The organism is Sinorhizobium fredii, assembly GCF_002944405.1.
Lineage (GTDB): Bacteria > Pseudomonadota > Alphaproteobacteria > Rhizobiales > Rhizobiaceae > Sinorhizobium > Sinorhizobium fredii_C.
In genome coordinates, this window is the sequence record NZ_CP024307.1 from 1094382 (window position 1) to 1115383 (window position 21002).

15 protein-coding genes are annotated in these 21002 nt (G+C 63.9%); 9 read left to right on the top strand and 6 right to left on the bottom strand.

The features are described 5' to 3' along the window. Positions 1 to 67 precede the first annotated feature (67 nt). From ccmI to NXT3_RS05330, 8 genes are all read left to right on the top strand, one after another. Entirely contained in the window at positions 68 to 1207 is a 1140-nt protein-coding gene (gene ccmI, locus NXT3_RS05295) for a c-type cytochrome biogenesis protein CcmI (RefSeq protein WP_037413584.1), read from the top strand. After that, positions 1204 to 1656, top strand: a complete 453-nt coding sequence (gene ccmE / locus NXT3_RS05300) for a cytochrome c maturation protein CcmE (protein WP_037413594.1) — start codon at positions 1204 to 1206, stop codon at positions 1654 to 1656. Before ccmI ends, ccmE begins: the two co-directional genes overlap by 4 nt. Next, positions 1653 to 3638: a heme lyase CcmF/NrfE family subunit gene (locus NXT3_RS05305; RefSeq protein WP_104838895.1), complete on the top strand. Its 1986-nt coding sequence runs from the start codon at positions 1653 to 1655 to the stop codon at positions 3636 to 3638. Before ccmE ends, NXT3_RS05305 begins: the two co-directional genes overlap by 4 nt. Further along, positions 3635 to 4090, top strand: a complete 456-nt coding sequence (locus tag NXT3_RS05310; protein ID WP_037413599.1) for a cytochrome c-type biogenesis protein — start codon at positions 3635 to 3637, stop codon at positions 4088 to 4090. Before NXT3_RS05305 ends, NXT3_RS05310 begins: the two co-directional genes overlap by 4 nt. Positions 4091 to 4407: 317 nt before the next feature. Beyond that, positions 4408 to 5973 carry a Do family serine endopeptidase gene (locus NXT3_RS05315; protein WP_097526235.1) on the top strand — a complete coding sequence of 522 codons (1566 nt, stop codon included), beginning with the start codon at positions 4408 to 4410 and terminating at the stop codon, positions 5971 to 5973. Positions 5974 to 6119: 146 nt separating this feature from the next. After that, positions 6120 to 6821 carry a response regulator transcription factor gene (locus NXT3_RS05320; RefSeq protein ID WP_037413603.1) on the top strand — a complete coding sequence of 234 codons (702 nt, stop codon included), beginning with the start codon at positions 6120 to 6122 and terminating at the stop codon, positions 6819 to 6821. Beyond that, positions 6818 to 8215, top strand: a complete 1398-nt coding sequence (locus NXT3_RS05325; RefSeq protein ID WP_104838896.1) for a sensor histidine kinase — start codon at positions 6818 to 6820, stop codon at positions 8213 to 8215. Before NXT3_RS05320 ends, NXT3_RS05325 begins: the two co-directional genes overlap by 4 nt. 69 nt (positions 8216 to 8284) lie before the next feature. Then, positions 8285 to 11242: a bifunctional [glutamine synthetase] adenylyltransferase/[glutamine synthetase]-adenylyl-L-tyrosine phosphorylase gene (locus tag NXT3_RS05330; protein ID WP_104838897.1), complete on the top strand. Its 2958-nt coding sequence runs from the start codon at positions 8285 to 8287 to the stop codon at positions 11240 to 11242. Between the two features lie 20 nt (positions 11243 to 11262). On the opposite strand, the gene NXT3_RS05335 is transcribed toward NXT3_RS05330, so the two are convergent. Both NXT3_RS05335 and pepN read right to left on the bottom strand, forming a co-directional pair. Further along, on the bottom strand, positions 11263 to 13590 hold the full coding sequence (locus tag NXT3_RS05335) for an ATP-binding protein (RefSeq protein WP_037413609.1): 2328 nt from the start codon (positions 13588 to 13590) through the stop codon (positions 11263 to 11265). Positions 13591 to 13924: 334 nt separating this feature from the next. Next, complete coding sequence (pepN, locus tag NXT3_RS05340) at positions 13925 to 16585, bottom strand: aminopeptidase N (protein ID WP_104838898.1); 2661 nt, start codon at positions 16583 to 16585, stop codon at positions 13925 to 13927. Positions 16586 to 16960: 375 nt separating this feature from the next. Between pepN and NXT3_RS05345 the strand changes: the two genes are divergently transcribed. Next, positions 16961 to 17899: a DMT family transporter gene (locus NXT3_RS05345; RefSeq protein WP_037413612.1), complete on the top strand. Its 939-nt coding sequence runs from the start codon at positions 16961 to 16963 to the stop codon at positions 17897 to 17899. Positions 17900 to 18015: 116 nt separating this feature from the next. Here NXT3_RS05345 and NXT3_RS05350 read toward each other — a convergent pair whose 3' ends face one another. The 4 genes from NXT3_RS05350 to NXT3_RS05365 form a co-directional block, all read right to left on the bottom strand. After that, positions 18016 to 18156 (bottom strand): hypothetical protein, encoded by a 141-nt coding sequence (locus NXT3_RS05350; protein ID WP_083853839.1) that lies wholly within the window; start codon positions 18154 to 18156, stop codon positions 18016 to 18018. Between the two features lie 58 nt (positions 18157 to 18214). After that, positions 18215 to 18394 carry a hypothetical protein gene (locus NXT3_RS05355; RefSeq protein ID WP_104838899.1) on the bottom strand — a complete coding sequence of 60 codons (180 nt, stop codon included), beginning with the start codon at positions 18392 to 18394 and terminating at the stop codon, positions 18215 to 18217. 140 nt (positions 18395 to 18534) lie between these two features. After that, positions 18535 to 19419, bottom strand: coding sequence for a uracil-DNA glycosylase (locus tag NXT3_RS05360; RefSeq protein WP_097526232.1), 885 nt, complete (start codon positions 19417 to 19419; stop codon positions 18535 to 18537). Positions 19420 to 19468: 49 nt separating this feature from the next. Beyond that, entirely contained in the window at positions 19469 to 20755 is a 1287-nt protein-coding gene (locus NXT3_RS05365; RefSeq protein ID WP_104838900.1) for an Hsp70 family protein, read from the bottom strand. Between the last annotated feature and the right edge of the window lie 247 nt (positions 20756 to 21002).

Consider the following 21002-nt stretch of genomic DNA (forward strand, 5'->3'; position numbering starts at 1 on the left):
GCCTCAAATCTCCGTCATTCTCGGTTTTCGAGTTGGAAAGCCGGGAGCCTCATAGTATTTCGCATCCATGTTGTTCTGGATCCTCGTCGCCATCTTGACGGCGGCTGTAGCTGTCGCACTTGTCCTCCCGCTGATGCGGGCGGCGCCGCCCCTCCCGTCTCCTCACAGCCATGACATCGAGGTCTACCGCGACCAACTCGAGGAACTGACGCGGGACCGTGAGGCCGGGCTGATCAGCGACGAAGACGCGGAACTCGCCAGGGCCGAAATCGGCCGCCGCCTGATCGCCGCCCACGCCGCCGACACCTCCACTGCGGCGTCCAGGCGGCTTGGCTCGAAACGCCTGGCGCAGGTGTTCATCCTCCTCTGTCTGCCGACCGTCGGGCTCTGTCTTTACTTAACGACGGGCAATCCCGGCGTGCCGGCGCAGCCGCTTGCGGCGCGGCTCGCCAATCCCGGTGAAGACGTCAACATCCTGATCGCCAAGGCGGAAAATCACCTGGCCCTCAACCCGGACGACGGGGCAGGGTGGGACCTGCTTGCGCCGATCTACATGCGCAACGGCCGCGTCGACGACGCGGTTGCCGCCTATGACCGCGCCCTCCGCCTGCTCGGGCCGACGGCAGCCAGGTTTGGCGGCTATGCAGAGGCCCTCATCGTGCAGTCCGGCGGCCTTGTGACGGCAGCGGCGCAGGATGCCCTGAAGAAGGCGCTGGCTCTCGATGCCAATGATCCGCGCTCGGAATTCTATCTCGCCCTCGGCCTCAAGCAGGAGGGAAGGCGCGGCGACGCGCTCGCGGCCTTCCGCAAGCTTGCCGACACGTCGCCCGCGGGGGCGCCGTGGTTGCCGCTCGTCAACCAGCATATCGCCGAGCTCTCCGCCGACACGCCCGTTGCCGGCGGTGCAGCGCCGGGAAACCCGACCTCCGAGGATATCGCCGCCGCCGAGGGAATGAGCGCCGGCGATCGTCAGGAGATGATCCGCGGCATGGTCGACGGTCTCGCCGGCCGGCTGAAGGAAGACCCGGACAACTTCGAGGGCTGGATGCGGCTGATCCGGGCCTATGTTGTCCTCGATCAAAGAGATAAGGCCGAGAATGCTCTACGCGACGGCTTGCAGGCCTTTCCGGCCAGCGGCGATGAGGGCCAGCAATTGCTGGCTCTCGGGCGCGAACTCGGCATCGATGGCGGCGGAGCGAAAGAATGACGCGTAAGCAGAAACGCCTGGCGATCATCGGCGGCGGGGTCGGCTTCCTGACGGCCGCCGTCCTTCTGGTCATGTTCGCCTTCAGCCAGGCCGTGGCTTATTTCTATGTCCCCGGCGACCTTGCCAAGGCGGATCTCGCGCCGGGCACGCGCATCCGCCTCGGCGGGCTGGTGGAAGCGGGCTCGGTCAAGCGCGGCGACGGCAAGACCGTCACCTTCAGCGTCACCGACACGCTCGCGACGGTGCCGGTGACCTACACAGGCATACTTCCGGACCTCTTTCGCGAGGGCCAGGGTGTCGTGGCGGAGGGGAGCTTCGCCGCTGGAAGTTCAGTTTTCGTTGCCGATACGGTGCTTGCCAAGCATGACGAGACCTACATGCCGAAGGACGTGGCCGACCGCCTGAAGGCTCAGGGCGTCACGCTCGGCGGGAAGGAAAACATTCAATGATCATCGAGCTCGGACATTATGCGCTGGTGCTGGCGCTCGCGACCGCGCTCATCCAGTCGGTGCTGCCGCTCCTCGGCGTGCGGCGCGGCGATCGGGCCCTGGTCGACCTCGCGGGCAGTGCCGCCATCGTCTCCTTCCTGCTCGTCGCCTTCTCCTTTGCGGTGCTGACCTTAGCCTATGTGACCTCCGACTTCTCCGTCAGGAACGTCTGGGAAAACTCGCATTCGATGAAGCCCCTGATCTACAAGATCTCCGGCGTCTGGGGCAATCACGAGGGCTCCATGCTCCTCTGGCTGCTGATCCTCGTCTTCTTTTCCGCCCTGGTGGCAAGCTTCGGCCGCAACCTGCCCGAAAGTCTGAAGGCGAATGTGTTGGCGGTCCAGGCCTGGATCGCCGCCGCCTTCACGCTCTTCATCCTGCTGACGTCCAATCCCTTCGCCCGCCTCGTCCCGGCTCCGGGGGAAGGCCGGGACTTGAATCCGGTGCTGCAGGACATCGGCCTCGCCATTCATCCGCCCTTGCTCTATCTCGGCTATGTCGGCTTTTCCGTCTGCTTTTCCTTCGCGATCGCAGCGCTGATCGAGGGGCGGATCGATGCCGCCTGGGCGCGCTGGGTCAGGCCTTGGGCGCTGACCGCCTGGACGTTCCTGACCGCGGGCATCGCCATGGGCTCCTACTGGGCCTATTACGAACTCGGCTGGGGCGGCTGGTGGTTCTGGGATCCGGTCGAGAACGCTTCCTTCATGCCTTGGCTGGCCGGAACGGCGCTCCTGCACTCGGCGCTGGTCATGGAAAAGCGTGAGGCGCTGAAGATCTGGACCGTGCTCCTAGCGATCCTCACCTTCTCGCTGTCGCTGCTCGGCACGTTCCTGGTGCGCTCGGGCGTGCTGACCTCGGTTCACGCCTTCGCTACCGATCCGACGCGCGGCGTCTTCATCCTGGTGATCCTCATCGTCTTCATCGGCGGCGCCCTGTCGCTCTTCGCCTTCCGGGCCTCCCACCTCAAGTCCGGCGGACTGTTTGCGCCGATCTCGCGCGAAGGCGCGCTCGTCCTCAACAATCTGATCTTGACGACGGCGACGGCAACGGTTCTCACCGGCACGCTCTATCCGCTGGTGCTCGAGGCGCTCACCGGCGACAAGATTTCGGTCGGCGCGCCGTTCTTCAACATGACCTTCGGCCTGTTGATGCTCCCCTTGCTGTTTGCGGTTCCCTTCGGGCCGCTGCTTGCCTGGAAACGCGGCGACCTCTTGGCCGCCGCCCAGCGGCTCTTCGCCGCCGTCGGCGCCGGCCTGCTCTTCGCCGCCGCGGTCTACTATGCCAGGAATGGCGGTCCCGTTCTCGCCGTCCTCGGCATCGGGCTTGGGGTCTACCTGATTATCGGTTCGATCACCGATGTCGCGCTTCGCTCGGGCCTGGGCATGGTGGCGGGCCGCGTGGCCTTGCGGCGGTTCCTTGGCCTGCCGCGCTCGGCCTATGGCACGGCGCTTGCCCATATCGGCCTCGGCGTCACGCTGATCGGCATCGTCGCCGTGACGGCCTATGAGACGGAGACCGTCGTCGAGATGAAGCCCGGAATGCTCGTCGATGCCGGCGGCTATAGCATACGCTTCGATGGCATGCGCGAGGGTCGCGGGCCGAACTATACCGAGGACACCGGCCACTTCACCGTCAGCCGCGGCGGCGTGAAGGTAACCGAGATCTGGTCGTCCAAGCGCCTCTATTCGGCGCGCCGCATGCCGACGACGGAGGCCGGCATCAGGACCTTCGGCCTCAGCCAGCTCTATGTTTCGCTGGGCGACGAGATGACCGGCGGCGGCATCGTCGTGCGCATCTGGTGGAAGCCGCTGATCCTCTGCATCTGGGGCGGCGCTCTCGTCATGATGGCGGGCGGAATCGTTTCCTTGAGCGACCGTCGCCTGAGGGTGGGTGCTCCGTCGCGCGCCAGGACGGCGAGGCTTGCCGCAGGAGCCGTCGAATGATCCGCGTCCTCGCCGCGCTCTTCCTCTGTATTGTTTCGGTTGCGCCGGCCTTCGCCGTCAATCCGGACGAGGTGCTTGCCGATCCGGCGCTCGAAGCGCGCGCCCGGGAAATCTCCGCCAAGCTTCGCTGCATGGTCTGCCAGAACCAGTCGATCGACGATTCCAATGCCGAACTCGCCAAGGATCTGCGAGTGCTCGTGCGCGAGCGGCTCGAGAACGGGGACAGTGACGAGGCGGTGATCGCCTATGTGGTCTCGCGCTACGGGGAGTTCGTGTTGCTGAAACCCCGCTTCGAGGCGAAGACACTGGTCCTCTGGGGCATGCCGGTCGTGCTGCTCGTCCTTGGTGCGGTCACGCTGGTCGTCGCCGCGCACCGGCGCGGCACGCGCCCAGCTGGTGCGCCGCTTTCCAAGGATGAAAAGGAAGAGCTCGACAAGCTGCTTGGCCCGTAGGGAGCCGCCGACTGCCGGTGGCAGTTCCAACGGCAATATCATACGCGTTAAGGGCATGCTTCGCCGTTCCTTGAGAGGACCCGCGGATCGGGTACCGGCCTCTCATTTCTGCTCTGTCGCAACATTACCAAAAATTCATCTTCCGGACAGAACCCAGTAAGGTCCCATCCGTTACACCTTGCGTCATCGGCTGTTCCTCCAGTCACAGCCATACGAGCGGCTTCCGGGCGGTTGGTCCGGATACCTTGCTCGTGATCAAAGTTTCGAAGCCGTCCGTCTGTCGGCGGCGGCTTCACGCAAGAGAGAAGGCAAAACGAATGTCCACGTTCAAAACTCCGCGTCCCTCGCTGAAGACCGCACTGAAGACCTCCACGGTTGCAGGTCTTGCCGCAGTCATGCTGACGACCGGTCTGCCGGCGCAGATCACCCAGTCCTTCGCCGAGGCGGTCAGGGTGCAGGCTCCGTCGGTTCCGAGCTTCGCCAATGTTGTCGACGCCGTTTCCCCGGCCGTCGTTTCCGTCCGCGTCCAGGCCCGTGAACAGGCATCCAACGACGAGAGCAACTTCACCTTCGACTTCGGCGGCCGCGGTTTCGAAGACCTGCCCGACGACCACCCGCTGAAGCGCTTCTTCCGCGAATTCGGCAGTCCCGATTCCCGCGATGGCGATCGGGCCGATCGCTGGCGTGATCGCCACGGTCCGCGTGGCGAAGGTCGCCTGCGCCCGCGAGCCCAGGGCTCCGGCTTCTTCATCACCGAGGATGGTTATCTCGTCACCAACAACCACGTCGTCTCCGATGGCTCCGCCTTCACTGTCATTTTGAACGACGGGACGGAACTCGACGCCAAGCTCGTCGGCAAGGACAGCCGCACCGATCTCGCCGTGCTCAAGGTCGACGCAGCCAACCGCAAGTTCACCTATGTAAGCTTCGCCGATGACAACCGGGTGCGGGTCGGCGACTGGGTGGTCGCGGTCGGCAACCCCTTCGGCCTCGGCGGCACCGTGACGGCCGGTATCATCTCGGCACGCGGCCGCGACATCGGCTCCGGCCCCTATGACGACTATCTGCAGGTCGATGCGGCGGTGAACCGCGGCAATTCCGGCGGCCCGACGTTCAATCTCTCCGGCGAAGTCGTCGGTATCAACACGGCGATCTTCTCGCCGTCGGGCGGCAATGTCGGCATCGCCTTTGCGATTCCCGCTTCCGTCGCCAAGGACGTCGTCGATGCCTTGATCAAGGACGGCTCCGTTTCGCGCGGCTGGCTCGGCGTTCAAATCCAGCCGGTGACGAAGGATATCGCCGAATCGCTCGGCCTCTCTGAGGCGAGCGGTGCGTTGGTGGTCGAGCCGCAGGCGGGTTCGCCGGGCGAGAAGGCGGGCATCAAGAAGGGTGATATCGTGACCGCCCTCAACGGTGAGCCGGTCAAGGATCCACGCGACCTGGCCCGCCGGGTGGCAACGCTGCGCCCCGGTTCGACCGCCGAGGTCACACTCTGGCGTAACGGCAAGTCTGAGAGCGTCAAATTCGAGATCGGCACGCTGCCGGAGGAGGCCAAGGCTACGCCGCCGGATACCCGCGACGAACAGACGGACCAGGGTCAGGCTGGCGAAGAGGCACTGGCCGACCTCGGTCTGGCGGTCACCCCTTCGGAAGACGGCACGGGCGTCACCATCGCCTCCGTCGATCCGGACTCGGATGCTGCCGATCGTGGCCTGAAGGAAGGCGAGAAGATCGTCTCCGTCAACAATCAGCAAGTGAAGACGGCGGACGACATCCTGAAGGTGATCAACAACGCCAAGAAGGATGGCCGCAGCAAGGCGCTCTTCCAGATCGAGGCCGACGAGGGAAGCCGCTTCGTGGCGTTGCCGATCGCGCAGAGCTGAGGCGCGGCAAGAGCAAGCCACCATCCTGGCTGATGATGAGGCGCCGCGACATCTGCCGATATCGCGGCGTCTTCTGTTTCGGCCGAACGCTGTATTCGGCCAAGGCAAACCCCGAAACCGGTTGAGACGAACAGAGGTCCGGGACTATGGTCACCCGTATGAAGATTCTGATAGTTGAAGATGACCTCGAGGCGGCCGCCTATCTGGCGAAGGCGTTCCGCGAAGCGGGCATCGTTTCCGACCACGCCAGCGACGGCGAAAGCGGCCTGTTCATGGCGAGCGAGAACGCCTACGACGTGCTCGTCGTCGACCGCATGCTGCCGCGTCGGGACGGCCTGTCGTTGATCACCGAGTTGAGGCGCCGGGGCATCCATACGCCGGTGCTCATTCTCTCCGCCCTCGGCCAGGTGGACGACCGGGTGACGGGACTACGCGCCGGTGGCGACGATTACCTCCCCAAACCCTATGCCTTCAGCGAGCTCCTGGCGCGTGTCGAGGTGCTCGGCCGGCGCAAGGGAGCGCCGGACCAGGACATGGTCTACCGCGTCGGCGACCTGGAACTGGACCGGCTCTCCCATTCGGTCCGCCGCCAGGGCAAGGAAATCCCGCTGCAGCCGCGCGAGTTCCGGCTGCTTGAATATCTGATGAAGAATGCCGGGCAGGTGGTGACGCGAACCATGCTGCTCGAGAATGTCTGGGACTATCACTTCGATCCGCAGACCAATGTGATCGATGTGCACGTCTCCCGCTTGCGCTCCAAGATCGAGAAGGATTTCGATCCACCGTTGCTGAGAACCGTTCGCGGCGCCGGCTACATGATCAAGGACGATCGGACCGCTGACGCATGAGCAAAGTCGGCGTTCTGTTCAGGACGACCGCGGTCCGGCTCTCCGCGCTCTATCTCGTCCTCTTCTCCCTTTGCGCCGTCTTCCTCGTCTTCTACGTCACCGGCATGTCCGAGCGTCTCCTGCAGCAGCAGACGCGTGAAGGGATTGCCGTCGAGGCGGCCCAGATCGAAGACATCTACGAGCGTGCCGGCGTCAACGGGCTGCTCCGCTCGCTGGAGCGTCGGGCCCGTCAACCGGGCGCCAACCTCTATGTCATTGCGGGGCCGAGCGGGGAGATCCTTGCCGGCAATGTCGCCGGCCTCGAGCCGGGCCTGCTCGACAACGAGGGCTGGACATCGGAGCCCTTTCACTACCGGCGTTTCACCGACGAAAGCCGCACCGGCAACCACGTCGCGCTCGCCCAGGTCCTCATGCTCGACAACGGCCTGCGCATCCTCGTCGGCCGCGATTTGCAGGAACCGGAAAAGTTTCGCGTTCTCGTCCGCCAGGCCCTGGTGGTGGCGCTCGGCATCATGGGGCTCGGCGCACTGATCATCTGGTTCGGCATTGGTCGCAACGCCTTGAGGCGCATCGACCGGATGTCGGAGGCAAGCACCAAGATCATGGCCGGAGACCTTTCACAACGGCTGCCGACGAGCGGATCGGGCGATGAATTCGACCGTCTGTCGGAATCGCTGAACGCGATGCTGGGGCGGATCGAGAAGCTCAACGAGGGCCTGAAACAGGTTTCCGACAATATCGCCCACGACCTCAAGACGCCTCTGACGCGGCTGCGCAACAAGGCCGAAGCGGCGCTTGCCAGCAAGGAAGGTGGCAACCAGAACGGCGCGCTCGAGGAAATCATCGGCGAATCCGACCAACTGATCCGAACCTTCAATGCATTGCTGATGATTTCGCGCGTGGAGGCGGGCTCCGCCATCGCTGAGATGAGCGATGTCGCCTTGTCCGGCATCGTCGAGGATTGCGTAGAGCTTTACGAGCCGGTCGCCGAGGAAGCTGCCCTGCGCCTGGAAGCGGACATCGAGCCGGGCGTCGTTGTTACAGGCAACCGCGAACTGATCGGCCAGGCGCTCGGGAACCTGATCGACAACGCGATCAAATATGCGGAAGGGGCGGAAAATCCGCTCATCCGGGTCGAGATGAAGAAGAGCGGCGCCAATGTCGCCCTGACGGTCGCCGATCAGGGTCCCGGCGTCCCGGAAAATATGCGCGGCGAAGTGGTCAAGCGCTTCGTGCGGCTGGACGAGAGCCGCACCAAACCCGGCACCGGTCTCGGCCTTTCGCTTGTCGAGGCGGTGATGGAGATGCACCATGGCGCATTGGATCTCTCGGCGACGGAGCCAGATGGAAGGGGCCTGACGGTTCGCATGGTTTTCCCCGCCGGCACGACCTGATACACCGGTCACGGCAATTGCCGGTTGGAGCGATCGACTTCCGACGATCCGAAGGGGAGGAGAAGACCGATGGTGGACGCGACCGAAAAGCGGTTGTCCGATATCGAGGTGGTGCCGATCCGCCCGGCGAGCCAGGCCGACGCGAAGGTCGCTCTTTCGGTGCTGAAGGACATAGCGAAGGGAAGCGAGGCCATCGCCAAGCTGGTGGCGTCCGATACGCCGCTCAAGCACTTGATCCTCGCCGCTTTCGCACTCTCGCCTTTCCTTCGCGATACCGGCGCAAGCAGCCCTGCCATTGTCGAGGCGCTGCTGAGCGAGAGCTTGCCTGGATTTCTGCGAAGCCGCATCGATGCGGCGCGGCTGGCATGGCAAAGCGGGGCGGCAGGCAAGGCCCTGCCGGACGGGGAAATCATGGCGCGGCTGCGGCGGGCAAGGCGGGAGGTTGCCTTCGCCGTCGCACTTGCCGATCTCTCGCGGCTGTTTGATGGCCGCGAAACGACGCGCTGGCTGAGCGAGTTCGCCGGCGCCGCGGTATCGGCGACGATCGATCACCTGCTGCTCGGCGCGCATGAGAGCGGCAAGTTCGTCCTCCCGGATGCCTCGGCGCCGAGCCTCGGCTCGGGCGTCGTCGTGCTCGGCATGGGCAAGCTCGGGGCGTGCGAGCTCAACTATTCCTCCGACATCGACCTCGTGATCTTCTATGATCCGCAGTCCGGCATCCTCGTCAGCCGCGATGAGGCGACGGAGGTCTTCGCGCGGCTCTTGCGAAGGCTGATCCGCATCCTGCAGGAGCGGACCGGCGACGGCTACGTGTTCCGCACGGACCTCCGGCTTCGGCCCGATCCCGGCTCGACGCCGCTCGCAATCCCCGTCGAGGCGGCGATGCTTTATTATGAGAGCAGGGGGCAGAACTGGGAGCGGGCTGCTTTTATCAAGGCGCGCCCGATCGCCGGCGACCTTCCGGCCGGCGAGCGTTTCCTCAAGGAACTGACGCCCTTCGTCTTCCGGAAGTACCTGGATTATGCGGCGATCGCCGACATTCACTCGATCAAGCGTCAGATCCACGCGCACAAGGGCCACGGCGAGATCGCCGTGAAGGGCCACAACGTCAAGCTTGGCCGCGGCGGCATCCGCGAGATCGAGTTTTTCGTGCAGACCCAGCAACTGATTGCCGGCGGCCGGACGCCTGCGCTGCGGCTGCGCGAAACCGAGGCGATGCTGCATGTGCTGGCCGAGGCCGGCTGGATCGATCGCGCCACGGCGCATGAACTGATCGATGCCTATTGGTTCCTTCGTGACGTCGAGCACCGGATCCAGATGGTGCATGACGAGCAGACCCATCTGGTGCCCGAGAGCGAGGCGGAACTGAGGCGCATCGCGTCGATGCTCGGCTTCGAAGATACGGCGTCCTTCTCCAGGGAGTTTTCCCGGGTGCTGCGGACGGTCGAGCGACGCTACGCCCAGCTTTTCGAACAGGAAGCGAGACTCTCTGCAGAGACCGGCAATCTGGTCTTCACCGGTCAGCAGGATGACCCGGACACGCTCAAAACGCTGAAACGGCTGGGTTTCCAGCGTCCTTCCGACATCGCCCGTATTATTCGCACCTGGCACTACGGGCGCTATCGGGCGACCCAATCGGTCGAGGCACGCGAACGCCTGACGGAATTGACGCCGGAGCTTCTGCGCGTCTTCGGCGAGAGCCGGCGCGCCGATGAGGCATTGCTGCGCTTCGACCAGTTCCTCTCCGGCCTCCCTGCCGGCATCCAGCTTTTCTCGCTGCTCGGCAGTAATCCGGGCCTGTTGTCGCTGATCGTCAATATCATGTCCTCGGCGCCGCGCCTGGCGGATATCATCGCCGCCAGGCCCCATGTCTTCGACGGCATGCTGGACCCGGGCCTGCTCGCCGAACTGCCGACGCGAGATTATCTGGCACCGCGGATCGCCAGCTTCGTCGCCGGCGCCCACCACTACGAAGAGGTGCTGGACCGCCTGCGCATCATCGCCGCCGAGCAGCGCTTTCTGATCGGCATCCGGTTGCTGACCGGCACGATCTCCGGCCTGCAGGCGGGCAGGGCCTTCACCGATCTTGCCGACCTGATCATCGCCGCTGCGCTGGAGGCGGTTCTGGCAGAGGTTCGCTCCGCCCACGGCGATTTCCCGGGTGGCCGGGTCGCCGTCGTCGGCATGGGAAAGCTCGGCAGCCACGAGTTGACTGCCGGTTCCGACGTCGACCTCATCCTGCTCTATGACTATGACGCCAACGCCTACCAATCCGAGGGCGCCAAGCCGCTCGACCCGGCACGCTATTTCACGCGCCTGACGCAGCGGCTGATCGCGGCTCTTTCAGCCCCGACCGCCGAGGGCGTCCTCTACAATGTCGACATGCGGCTGAGGCCCTCGGGCAACAAGGGCCCGGTTGCGACCCGCATTACCGCCTTTGCCAAATATCAGCGTGAGGAGGCCTGGACCTGGGAACATCTGGCGCTGACCCGCGCCCGATGCATCTGCGGCGACAAAAGCCTGATCGGCGAAGCGGAGGCGATCTTCGCCGAGGTCCTGTCGCAGAAGCGAGATATCGCCAAGATCCGCAAGGACGTCGAGGAGATGCGCGATCTCATCGACAAGGAAAAGCCGCCGAACGACATCTGGGACTTCAAGCTCATCCCCGGCGGCCTCGTCGATATCGAATTCATTGCGCAATATTTGGCGCTTGTGGCGCCGGCAAAGGGCGAGCTACCGCCGCCTGCCGGAACGCAGACGATGGAGGCGCTGAAGGGGCTCGGCGCCGCCCTGATGGATGCAAACGATCTCGACATGGCCGTCGAGGCGCTGGCGCTCTTTACCGAGGTCTCGCAGATCGTGCGGCTCTGTATCGACGGCGATTTCGACCCCAAGGACGCCCCCGCCGGCCTTGTCGATCTCGTTTGCCGGGCAGGCGATTACCCGGACCTCAAGCATCTCGAGGCTGACATACGCCGCTTTTCCAAGGCGGTGCGCGGCATCTTCCAGTCGGTCCTTGCGGGCTGAGCCGGCGGCCCCGGCTGGGTTCAGGCGAGGTCCGGGATCCGCACGGATATGATCGTGCCGACGTTTTCGGCGGAATGGATCTTCATCCGTCCCCCGTGCAGGCGCGTGAGCGACCGGGAGATGGCCAGCCCCAAGCCGGAGCCGCCCTTGCTCTTGGCATACTGGCTCTGCACCTGTTCGAAGGGATGGCCGATCTTTTCCAGCGCGTGCCTCGGAATGCCGATGCCGGAATCGGCGATCGTCAGCGTCACCGCGCCGCGAACCTTGCGGGCCCTGAGTGAAATGCGGCCACCCTCATTGGTGAACTTGACCGCATTTGATAAAAGGTTGAGGAGCACCTGTTTCATCGCGCGACGATCGGCGAACATCGTCAGGCCCGAGGACACCTCCTGGACGACGCGGATGTTCTTCTGCTGCGCCGGTATGGTGGTGAAGCGAAGCGTTTCCTCGATCAGCGGCGCAAGATCGATCCTTTCGCGCGTAATACGCATGTGACCGGCCTCGATCTTCGACATGTCGAGTATGTCGTTGATGACGTTGAGCAGATGTCTGCCGCTTTCATAGATATCGCGGGAATATTCGTGGTACTTCTCCGAGCCGAGCGGCCCGAACATCTGGTTCTGCAGGATCTCGGAAAAGCCGAGAATGGCGTTGAGCGGCGTGCGCAGCTCATGCGACATGTTGGCGAGGAACTCGGATTTTGCCCGGTTTGCCGCCTCGGCCCGTTCCTTTTCCGCCTGGTAATTGGCGTTGGCGACGGAAAGCTCCTCCTTCTGCCGTTCGAGCGTGATGCGCGAGGCCGAAAGATCGCCGATCGTCGCCATCAGCCGCCGCTCGGATTCGCGCAGCCGCACCTGATGCCGCTTGAGCAGCGTGATATCGGTGCCGACCGAGACGAGGCCGCCGTCGCGCGTGCGTCGATCGTTGATCTGCAGCCAGCGCTCGTCGGCGAGCTGCACTTCGCTCGTCTGCGAATGATTGCTGCGGTCCGGATCGGCGACGCGCCGCTCGATCACCGGTCTCGCCGCGGCCGCGTGCACCACTGCCCGTTCGGTGCCGGGCACGAGGACATGATCCGGCAGCTGATAGGCCTGCTGATAGTGGGTGTTGCACATGACCAGCCGGTCGTGCTTGTCCCACAGCACGAAGGCTTCCGACGTGCACTCGATGGCATCCGTCAGGCGCTGGTCGGCTTCCGCATAGCGCTGGGCGAGCCGGTGCTGCTCGGTCACGTCCATGGCGATGCCGATGAGGTGGGTGCGCCCGGAAACCGTGCGGATGATTTGGGCGCGCGCCCGAAGCCAAACGTAATGGCCATCCGCGTGGCGCATGCGGAACACCTGGTCGATCTGGCGCTCGCTGCCCTTGGCGATCGCCCGCGCCACCCGGTAGACGCCGCGATCCTCCGGGTGCATCAGCCGGGCCGCGTCGCCGAACGACAAGACGCTGCTGTCGCCGGGCATGCCGAGCATCTCGTACATGGAGCGAGACCAGAACAGGCGACGGTTGGCGAGGTCGAAATCCCAAAGTCCGCAGCGGCCGCGCGACAGTGCGGTTTCGACGCGCAGGTTCGATTCGGCGAATACGGAATCGGCGTCGCGGGCGCGCTTGGCCTGAATATAGTAGGCGTAAAGCACGACGAGCAGGATTGCCGAAATGCCGGCAAACAGCGTGACGTTCAGCGAGACATCGTCGCGCCAGGCCGCTTCGAACTGGGCGACCGGCGTTGCCGCCAGCACGACACCCGCGGAAGCCGGCACCTGCATCAGGGCGACCAGATGTTCGACGCCGTCGATGGTCGCCTTCACAGCGCCTTCGCCTTCGCCGAAATATTGCAGCGACGCCACGTCCGGGGCGATCGAGGTAAGCGTGCGGCCGATGAAATGTGCCCCCGCCTGCGTGCTCGCGAAGATGCGGCCGTCCCGGCGAACCGTCAGTAGGAACATGCCGCTGTCGAGGAGTTCGGCGGGCAGATATTCGGCGAGCCGCCGTTCGGCCTCCCATCGCTGCCCCTCGCCGAAGAGCTCCGATCCATCCGCCTGGAACGCCGCCGTCGCCGCGGTCGCCGCCAGGCTGACGCTCCGGCGCGAACTGGCCTCCATCCGGGCATGCTCATCCATGATGCCCGACATGCGCGAAATGGCCACGATCAGCAGGAAAGCGATAATGAGGACGGGAATTGACCGCTTCAGAATGGGCTCGGCCCGGGCGAGCCGACGTGACGCCGGTTCGACAAAGAGCCTCGCCTTGTCGATGAGCTCCCGTTCCAGGCCGAAAAAGCCCGGAAACTTGAGTCGCAACCGCCCGTCGGCTGCGCCTCCCCGTCGCGCGTCCGCAATCTTTCCCAATTTCTGCCGTCCTCGAGAGCGTCCCGCATGTGGATGCGAAGGGACGCTGTGATCCTCTTAAACCGAAGCGTCATCGGAAATCGCGACGCTTTGGTGATTCGGTACGCCGCCCGCCCGAATCTGACTCAATGAATCACAGGGCGATTCGCCTTGTCTAGAGGCGCAGGTAAAGATTTGTTAACCAATTTTCATCGTTGGAAAGTCATAGCGCCTGGGACGCCGAATGTCTTATCCGACGCTCAGAAGTCGCCGTAGCCCTTTGAATTGAGGCTCTTTCCTCGAATCGGCCCGGCTTAGGAGAGGTGCAGTAGGCCCGGCCGAGGCCGCGGCGATATCACGCCACGCTGCCGTCGCTCAGCATCCGGTCGACGATGTCGCTGACATCGACGGAAAGATTGGAGGCGCCGGCGATTTCCTTGAGCGCCTCCTCGGCATGCTTGGCGCGCACCTGCTCCAGCGACCGCCAGGAGCGCATCGATGTCAGGATCCGTGCCGCAAGTTGCGGATTGCGGGGATCGATGTCGAGGATCTGGCGTGCGAGGAAGCGGTAGCCTTCGCCATCCGCACGGTTGAAGCCCGTCGGGTTGGAGAAGGCGAAGGTGCCTATGAGCGAGCGTACGCGGTTCGGGTTGCTCGGGGTGAAGTGCGGATCGGACATCAGCGCCTTGACCCGCTCGAGCGTCGAGGCGCCGGGGATCGTCGCCTGGATGGCGAACCATTTGTCGATCACCAGCGCATTGTTCGCGAAGCGGTTCTTGAACGTGGTGAGCGCATCGAGCGTTTCTTGCGCATCCGGAAAACGGTGGGCGAGCAGCGTCAGCGCCTGGCTGAGATCTGTCATGTTGTTGGCGGAACGGAACGCGCTCACGGCCTTCTCCGGCTGATCGTCCCCATAGACGAGATAGGAGAGGGCGGCGTTGCGCAGCGCCCGCCGGCCGGCGCTCGCTGCGTCGGGCCGGAACGGGCCGGAAAGTGCCATCTCGCCGAGCAATCGCGTGAAAATCTCGTTGCCGGATGCGGCGACGGCGGAAAGGATCGCCTGGCGACCCTCCTGGATAGCGTCCGGATCGTTGTCGCGGCCGATCTCCCGGGCGATGTCGGCTTCGCTCGGCAGCGACAGGACCTGTGCGCGGAATGCCGGCTCCAGCCCTTCGTCACCCGCCGCGGCCAGCAGCCCGCCGATGAGGGCGGTATCGGAGGCGATCGGCTGGCCGTTTCGCGCCTGCGCCGCTGCTTTGGCCAGATTGTCGAGCGCCATGGCATTCAGCGCCTGCCACCGGGCGAAGAGGTCGACCTCGTGGCGTGCGATGAGGGCGCGGTCCTTCGCGCTCTGCTCGATGTGCAGGTTTACCGGCGCAGAGAAGCCGCGATTGAAGGACGGCACGGGCCGGGTCGGAATGCCGGCGAAGACGACGGTCTGCTTGCGCTCCGTCAGATGCAAGACGTCGCCAGTGACATCGGCGCCGGAGACGGCTGCAGGCTTAGCCTCGCTGCCGTCTTCAAGCAGGAGCCCAACGCGAAGTGGGATATGCATCGGCTTCTTGGCGCTTTGACCCGGTGTCGCAGGCACCGCCTGTTCGAGCGACAGGGTGTAGATCTGCTTCGCCGCGTCATAGGAACCGGAGGCGGTGATCAGCGGCGTTCCCGCCTGATGATACCAGAGCGAAAACTGGGTGAGATCGCGCCCGCCCGCGGCCTCGAAGCAGGCGATGAAGTCCTCGATCGTCACTGCCTGGCCGTCATGGCGGTCGAAATAGAGGTCCATGCCCTTCTTGAAGAGGTCGCGTCCGAGAAGGGTCGCAATCATGCGCGTGACCTCGGAGCCCTTCTCATAGACGGTCGTCGTGTAGAAATTGTTGATCTCGCGATATTGCGTCGGGCGCACCGGATGGGCGAGCGGGCCGGCATCCTCGGGAAACTGTTCGGACTTCAGGTGTCGCACCTCGGCAATGCGCTTGACGGCGCGCGAGCGCATGTCGGCCGAAAACTCGTGATCGCGATAGACCGTCAGCCCTTCCTTCAGGCAGAGCTGAAACCAGTCGCGGCAGGTAATGCGGTTGCCCGTCCAGTTGTGAAAATATTCGTGGGCGATGATCGCCTCGATATTGGCGTAGTCCGTGTCGGTCGCCGTTTCCGGATCGGCGAGGACGTATTTGTCGTTGAAGACGTTGAGCCCCTTGTTCTCCATGGCGCCCATGTTGAAGTCGGAGACGGCGACGATCATGAAGATGTCGAGGTCGTACTCGCGGCCGAAGACCTCCTCGTCCCATTTCATCGAGCGCTTGAGGGCGTCCATCGCGTAAGCCGCGCGCGGCTCCTTGCCGTGCTCGACATAAATCATCAACGCCACTTCGCGGCCGGATGCCGTCGTGAACTTGTCCTCGACCACGCCGAGATCGCCGGCGACGAGCGCGAAGAGATAGCTCGGCTTCGGATGCGGATCGAACCAGGCGGCGAAGTGACGTCCGTCACCCAGGTCGGCGCCGCCGAGATAGTTGCCGTTCGAAAGGAGAAGGGGGGCGGTCGTCTTGTCGGCGATGATGTTGACCGTATAGACGGCGAGCACGTCGGGCCGGTCGGGGAAATAGGTGATGCGGCGGAAGCCTTCCGCCTCGCACTGCGTGCAGTAGACGTTGTTGGTGCGGTAAAGACCCATCAGCTTCGTGTTCGTCTCCGGAGACAAGAGCGTCGTCACGGTGATTTCGAAGGGGGCGGTCTCGGGCAGGCCGCGGATCGTCAGCGTGTCGCCGGCCACATCGTAGAGCGTCGCCGGGACTTCTTCCTGGTCGAGCAACAGGCCGGTCATGGTCAGTTCGTCGCCGTCGAGGACCAGCGGGGCGGAAGCGTCGACGCCTTCGCGTCGGTGGAAGATGAGCCGCGCCTCTACCTTCGTCTCCTTGGGGTCAAGTTCGAAGGTCAGGTCCACTCTTTCGAGAACGAAGTCGGTCGGCCGGTAGTCTTCCAGATGAATGATCTGGCCAGTATTTGTCCGCATGGTCAGTCCCGCTTGCGCCTTCCGTTCCTAAGTTAGAGGGCGCCTGTGATGGTGAAAAGGCCAAGAGGCGAGATTTTGTGCTTGCAATGCCGTCGACCGCACTTCGGAAGCAAACACGTTTGATTCCCCGCCCCGATCGCAGGTTTAACGAAACGGCACTAACAAGAACTAAATCCCACAAGATTTTTTCGCGTTCGCTAAAGCATAGGACGAAGCAGTGCGGGAGCGCGAAAGCCATCACGAAAATGCCGCGCCCATCAAGAAAATTGATCCAACATGCCGCGCCGTGCAGCTAGAGTGGTGCCATCCTCCCGCGGTCTGCGCCGTGTCCGTCCTTCCCGCCCGGTCCGCCGGATGACATCTCGAAACGCCCTCATGGATGCCGATATTCACAACCCCATGAAGGGGATTCTGCTCAAGGTCCTGTCCGTCATCGTCTTCGTTTGCATGGCGACCTGCATCAAGGCGGCCGGCAGCGGGATCGCCACCGGCCAGATCACCTTCTATAGATCCGCCTTCGCCATGGTGCCGATTCTCGGCTTTCTGGCCTGCCGCGGCCAGTTGCGCGACGCCTTCCGGACCAACAATGTCGCGGGGCATGTGGTGCGCGGCTTCGTCGGCATTCTGTCGATGAGTTGCGGTTTCTACGGCCTCGTGCACCTGCCGCTCCCCGAGGCGATCGCGATCGGCTACGCGATGCCGCTCTTGGCGGTTGCCTTCGCCGCTCTCTTTCTCGGCGAAATCGTCCGGCTCTATCGCTGGTCCGCGGTGGTTATCGGCCTCGTCGGCGTGCTGATCATCACTTGGCCGAGCGTGACTTTGTTCGACGAAGGAGGATTCGGCTCGTCCAAGGCGCTGGGCGCCGTCGCCGTGCTGCTTTCGGCGACACTCGGCGCGGTCGCGATGGTGCTTGTGCGCCGGCTCGTGCAGACGGAGCGCACCCATACGATCGTGCTCTACTTCTCGCTTTCCGCCGCGGTGTTTTCCCTGGCAACGCTTCCCTTCGGCTGGTCGGCGATATCCTGGACATCCTTCCTGCTCCTGATGCTCGCCGGTTTCTGCGGCGGCGTCGCCCAGATTCTGTTGACGGAGAGCTATCGCCACGCCGACATGTCGACGATCGCCCCCTTCGAATATACCTCGATCGTGCTCGGCATCGTCATCGGCTATTTCCTCTTCGGCGACGTACCGACGGCAACCATGCTGCTCGGCACCGCGATCGTCGTCGGCGCCGGCATCTTCATCATCTTCCGCGAGCACCGGCTGGGGCTCGAGCGAAAGGGGGCGCGCAAACACGTTACGCCGCAGGGCTGAACGGAGCCATTGCTCCTGCCGCTACGATACGAGGCGCCGACGGTCGTCGCTGGAAGGCGATCTTGGAAAGGTTTGGAGGTCACCGCTCTGTCGATTGTTACCGAGACGGCGCGGTCTCAGTTGGGCAGCAACGGGCTCACCGCCACACGGTGCGCGCGGCGGCTGTCCCTGATCGTGCTCATCCTGCTGAACTCGCGCGAGGTGCGCACGGCGGTGCCGATGTCGGAAATCGTATCGAGCAGGCTGCTGATAGACATGGTAGTGATCTTCGTTCGGGCGAGCGCCGGACGCGATGGTCGGCGCTGCAGCGATTGGTCAGCGCTGAATGAAATCGGCGTAGATCTGGGCCGGGTGGCGCGTCGTGCGCGCGAGGCCGATTGCCGTCATCTGTTCGTTGGCAACCTTGCCGAAGCTGTTATACGGCGACCGCACAGCGACGCGGGCCTGACGGAGCGTCTCAAAGCTGCTGTGGATCGGGCGAAAACGGGGACTCATGGTTCAGTTCCTTAATCCATACCTCCCGTGCTTTCATATTGCGATGCAACATCGATTTTGCAACGCATTAAAACGCGGCGCTGACATGCGCAAATTGCATGGCTTTGTTCATATTTCCTTCACCTGTCGGGCGCGGCCGGTCAGCCCATGATCCGCGCCTTGAAGGAGAGCAGGTCAAGCCAAGCGAAACGCTTGTTGACGGGCGCGGTGATAAGATCCTGCGGATGCAGTGTAGCCAGCGCCGGAACGAGGTGGCCGCCGGCGGAAAGCTCGCGCCATTGCCCCCTCGTCTGATGGATCGTCTCGTTGGTGCCGAAGAAGAAGCGGGCCGTGAAATTGCCGAGGAGAAGCAAGTGCCTCGGCTCGGCGAGCGCAATCTGCCGTTCGATGAAGGGGCGGCAGATGTCGGCCTCCCGACCGCTTGGCACGCGGTTTCCGGGCGGCCGCCAGGGAACCACGTTGCTGAGCAGAACGCCGGTCCGTGAAAGGCCGATGCCGGAAAGCATCCGCTCGAGCATATCACCGTGCTTGCCGGAAAACGGCTGGGCGTCCCGGTCGTCTTCCGCATAGGGCATCGGCCCGATCACCATGATGCCCGAGGCGGGGTCACCGTCCGCGAAAACGAGGTTTCGGGCGCTGTTCTTGAGGTTGCAGCCGGTGAAGGACTCCATCGCCGTGCGAAGTTCGGCAAGCGATCGCGCGCTCTCCGCGGCGAATCGCGCCTCGCTGACCGCCTGCTCGTCAGGGATCGCGACCGTCGGCGGAACGCTTGCCGGGCCGCTCGGAAGAGTACCCAGGGCGCTGCCGGGCGTCGCCGGCTGTCCCCGGCCCCTCTGCGCTTCTGACGCTTCCGGCTGCCGGCTTTGCGGCGCAGCTCGCGCGCCGGCGCGCTTGGCTTTCAGCGCCTCGAACTCCGCCAGCCGGTCGACGGGCGCGTCTTCAAGCAGCCACTCGACACCCGCCTCCGCATGGAAAGCAAGAAGCGCGGCGAGTTCCGAAGGGGAAAGGTCGTTGGCCGAAATCATCGGCGGAACTTATCAGATCGGCGACTGTGGTCCAGCATCCGGAGGATATTTACGCGGCGATCGTCCAAGCTGTGATGTCCTCCCGCTCGCCGATCAGCGCAAGCCCGTGGGCGATCGACAGGAGCTCGCCGCCGCTTTCGATTCGCTCGGGGCCGAAGCGATCGTCGAAAAGCCGCCGGACGGCCGGCACGAAGGAGGTGCCACCGGTCAGAAAAATCCTGTCGATGTCGGCCGGCGCAGTCGCCGTCGTTGCCAGTACCTCGTCGAGGGCCGCATCGATGCGGGCGAGGTCGGGGGCAATCCAGGCCTCGAAATCCTTGCGCCGAACGATTCTTCGCGAGCGCTCGCCCAGCGGCGCGAAGAAGAACTCGGTTTCCTCTTCTTGCGACAGTCGCATTTTGGTTGCCGAGACCGCCTGATAGAGCGGGTAGCCTTCGTCATGCTCGATCAGATCGACGAATGCCGCCAGTTTCTCCGGCTCGAGGCTCGTGCGGACGAGCTTCTTCAGCTCCGCAAAGTCCCTGAGCGTCTTGAAGATCGACAACTGGTTCCAGCGGCCGAAATTGGCGTAATAGCTCGACGGGACTTCAAGCAGCTTGTCGAAGCTCTTGAACAGACTCCCCTTTCCGATCAGCGGCGCGACGATGTTGTCAATGATGCGGAAATCGAAGTGATCGCCGGCAACGCCGACGCCGGAATGTCCGACCGGCGTGGCGCTCAGCCGTCCGCCGCGGCTTGCGAAACGGATGATCGAATAGTCCGTCGTGCCGCCGCCGAAGTCGGCGACGAGCACCGTCGCATCGCTCTCCAGCTTGCGGGCGAAGTAGAAGGCGGCCGCCACCGGTTCATAGACGTAGTGGATTTCCGGAAAATCGAAGCGCGCGAGGGCGCGGCCATACCGTTCGATCGCCAGCTTTTCGTCCGGACTTGCGCCGGCAAACTGCACCGGACGCCCGACGACGAGGCGCTGCAACGCCCCGTTCCAGTCGTCGCCGGCATAGTCCCTGAGCCGGGCCAGGAAGCTGTACATCAGGTCCTCGAACTCCTGGCGCTTGGCGAAGACGAGTGTGCCTTGAAAGAGTGCGCTGGCGGCAAAGGTCTTGATCGACTGCAGAAAACGGCATTCGCCGGGATTGTCGATGAATTCGCGGATCGCCGCCTGGCCCGCTTCGACCTTCAAGGATGCATGGCCCTGCTTCAGAAAGGAGAGAGCCGTTCGCGTGGTGTCGAACCGTCCAGCGGGGCTGTCGACGAAAAGAGAGCGCGTCGAGGCACCCTGCGCCAGGGCCAGGACGGAGTTGGTCGTTCCGAAATCGAGGCCGAGGGCCGTGGCCATGGCTGTCTCCTTGCGACGTAAAGGGGCGCGCCTCGTTGCACGCGGGAGCTACAAAATCAAGCTGACGGCGGTTATTCATCGGTTGTTGATTTACGTTTACGTTAAAGTAATATAAGGGACTGTGCTAAACTCATGAACTCATGCGCAAATGCAGAGACAGTCTGTCGCATCCCGGCTCGACAAGGTTTGCGGCATTTGTCATGACGGGATGATTTGACTGGGACGGAGCCGGCGGAGAACGGCAAGA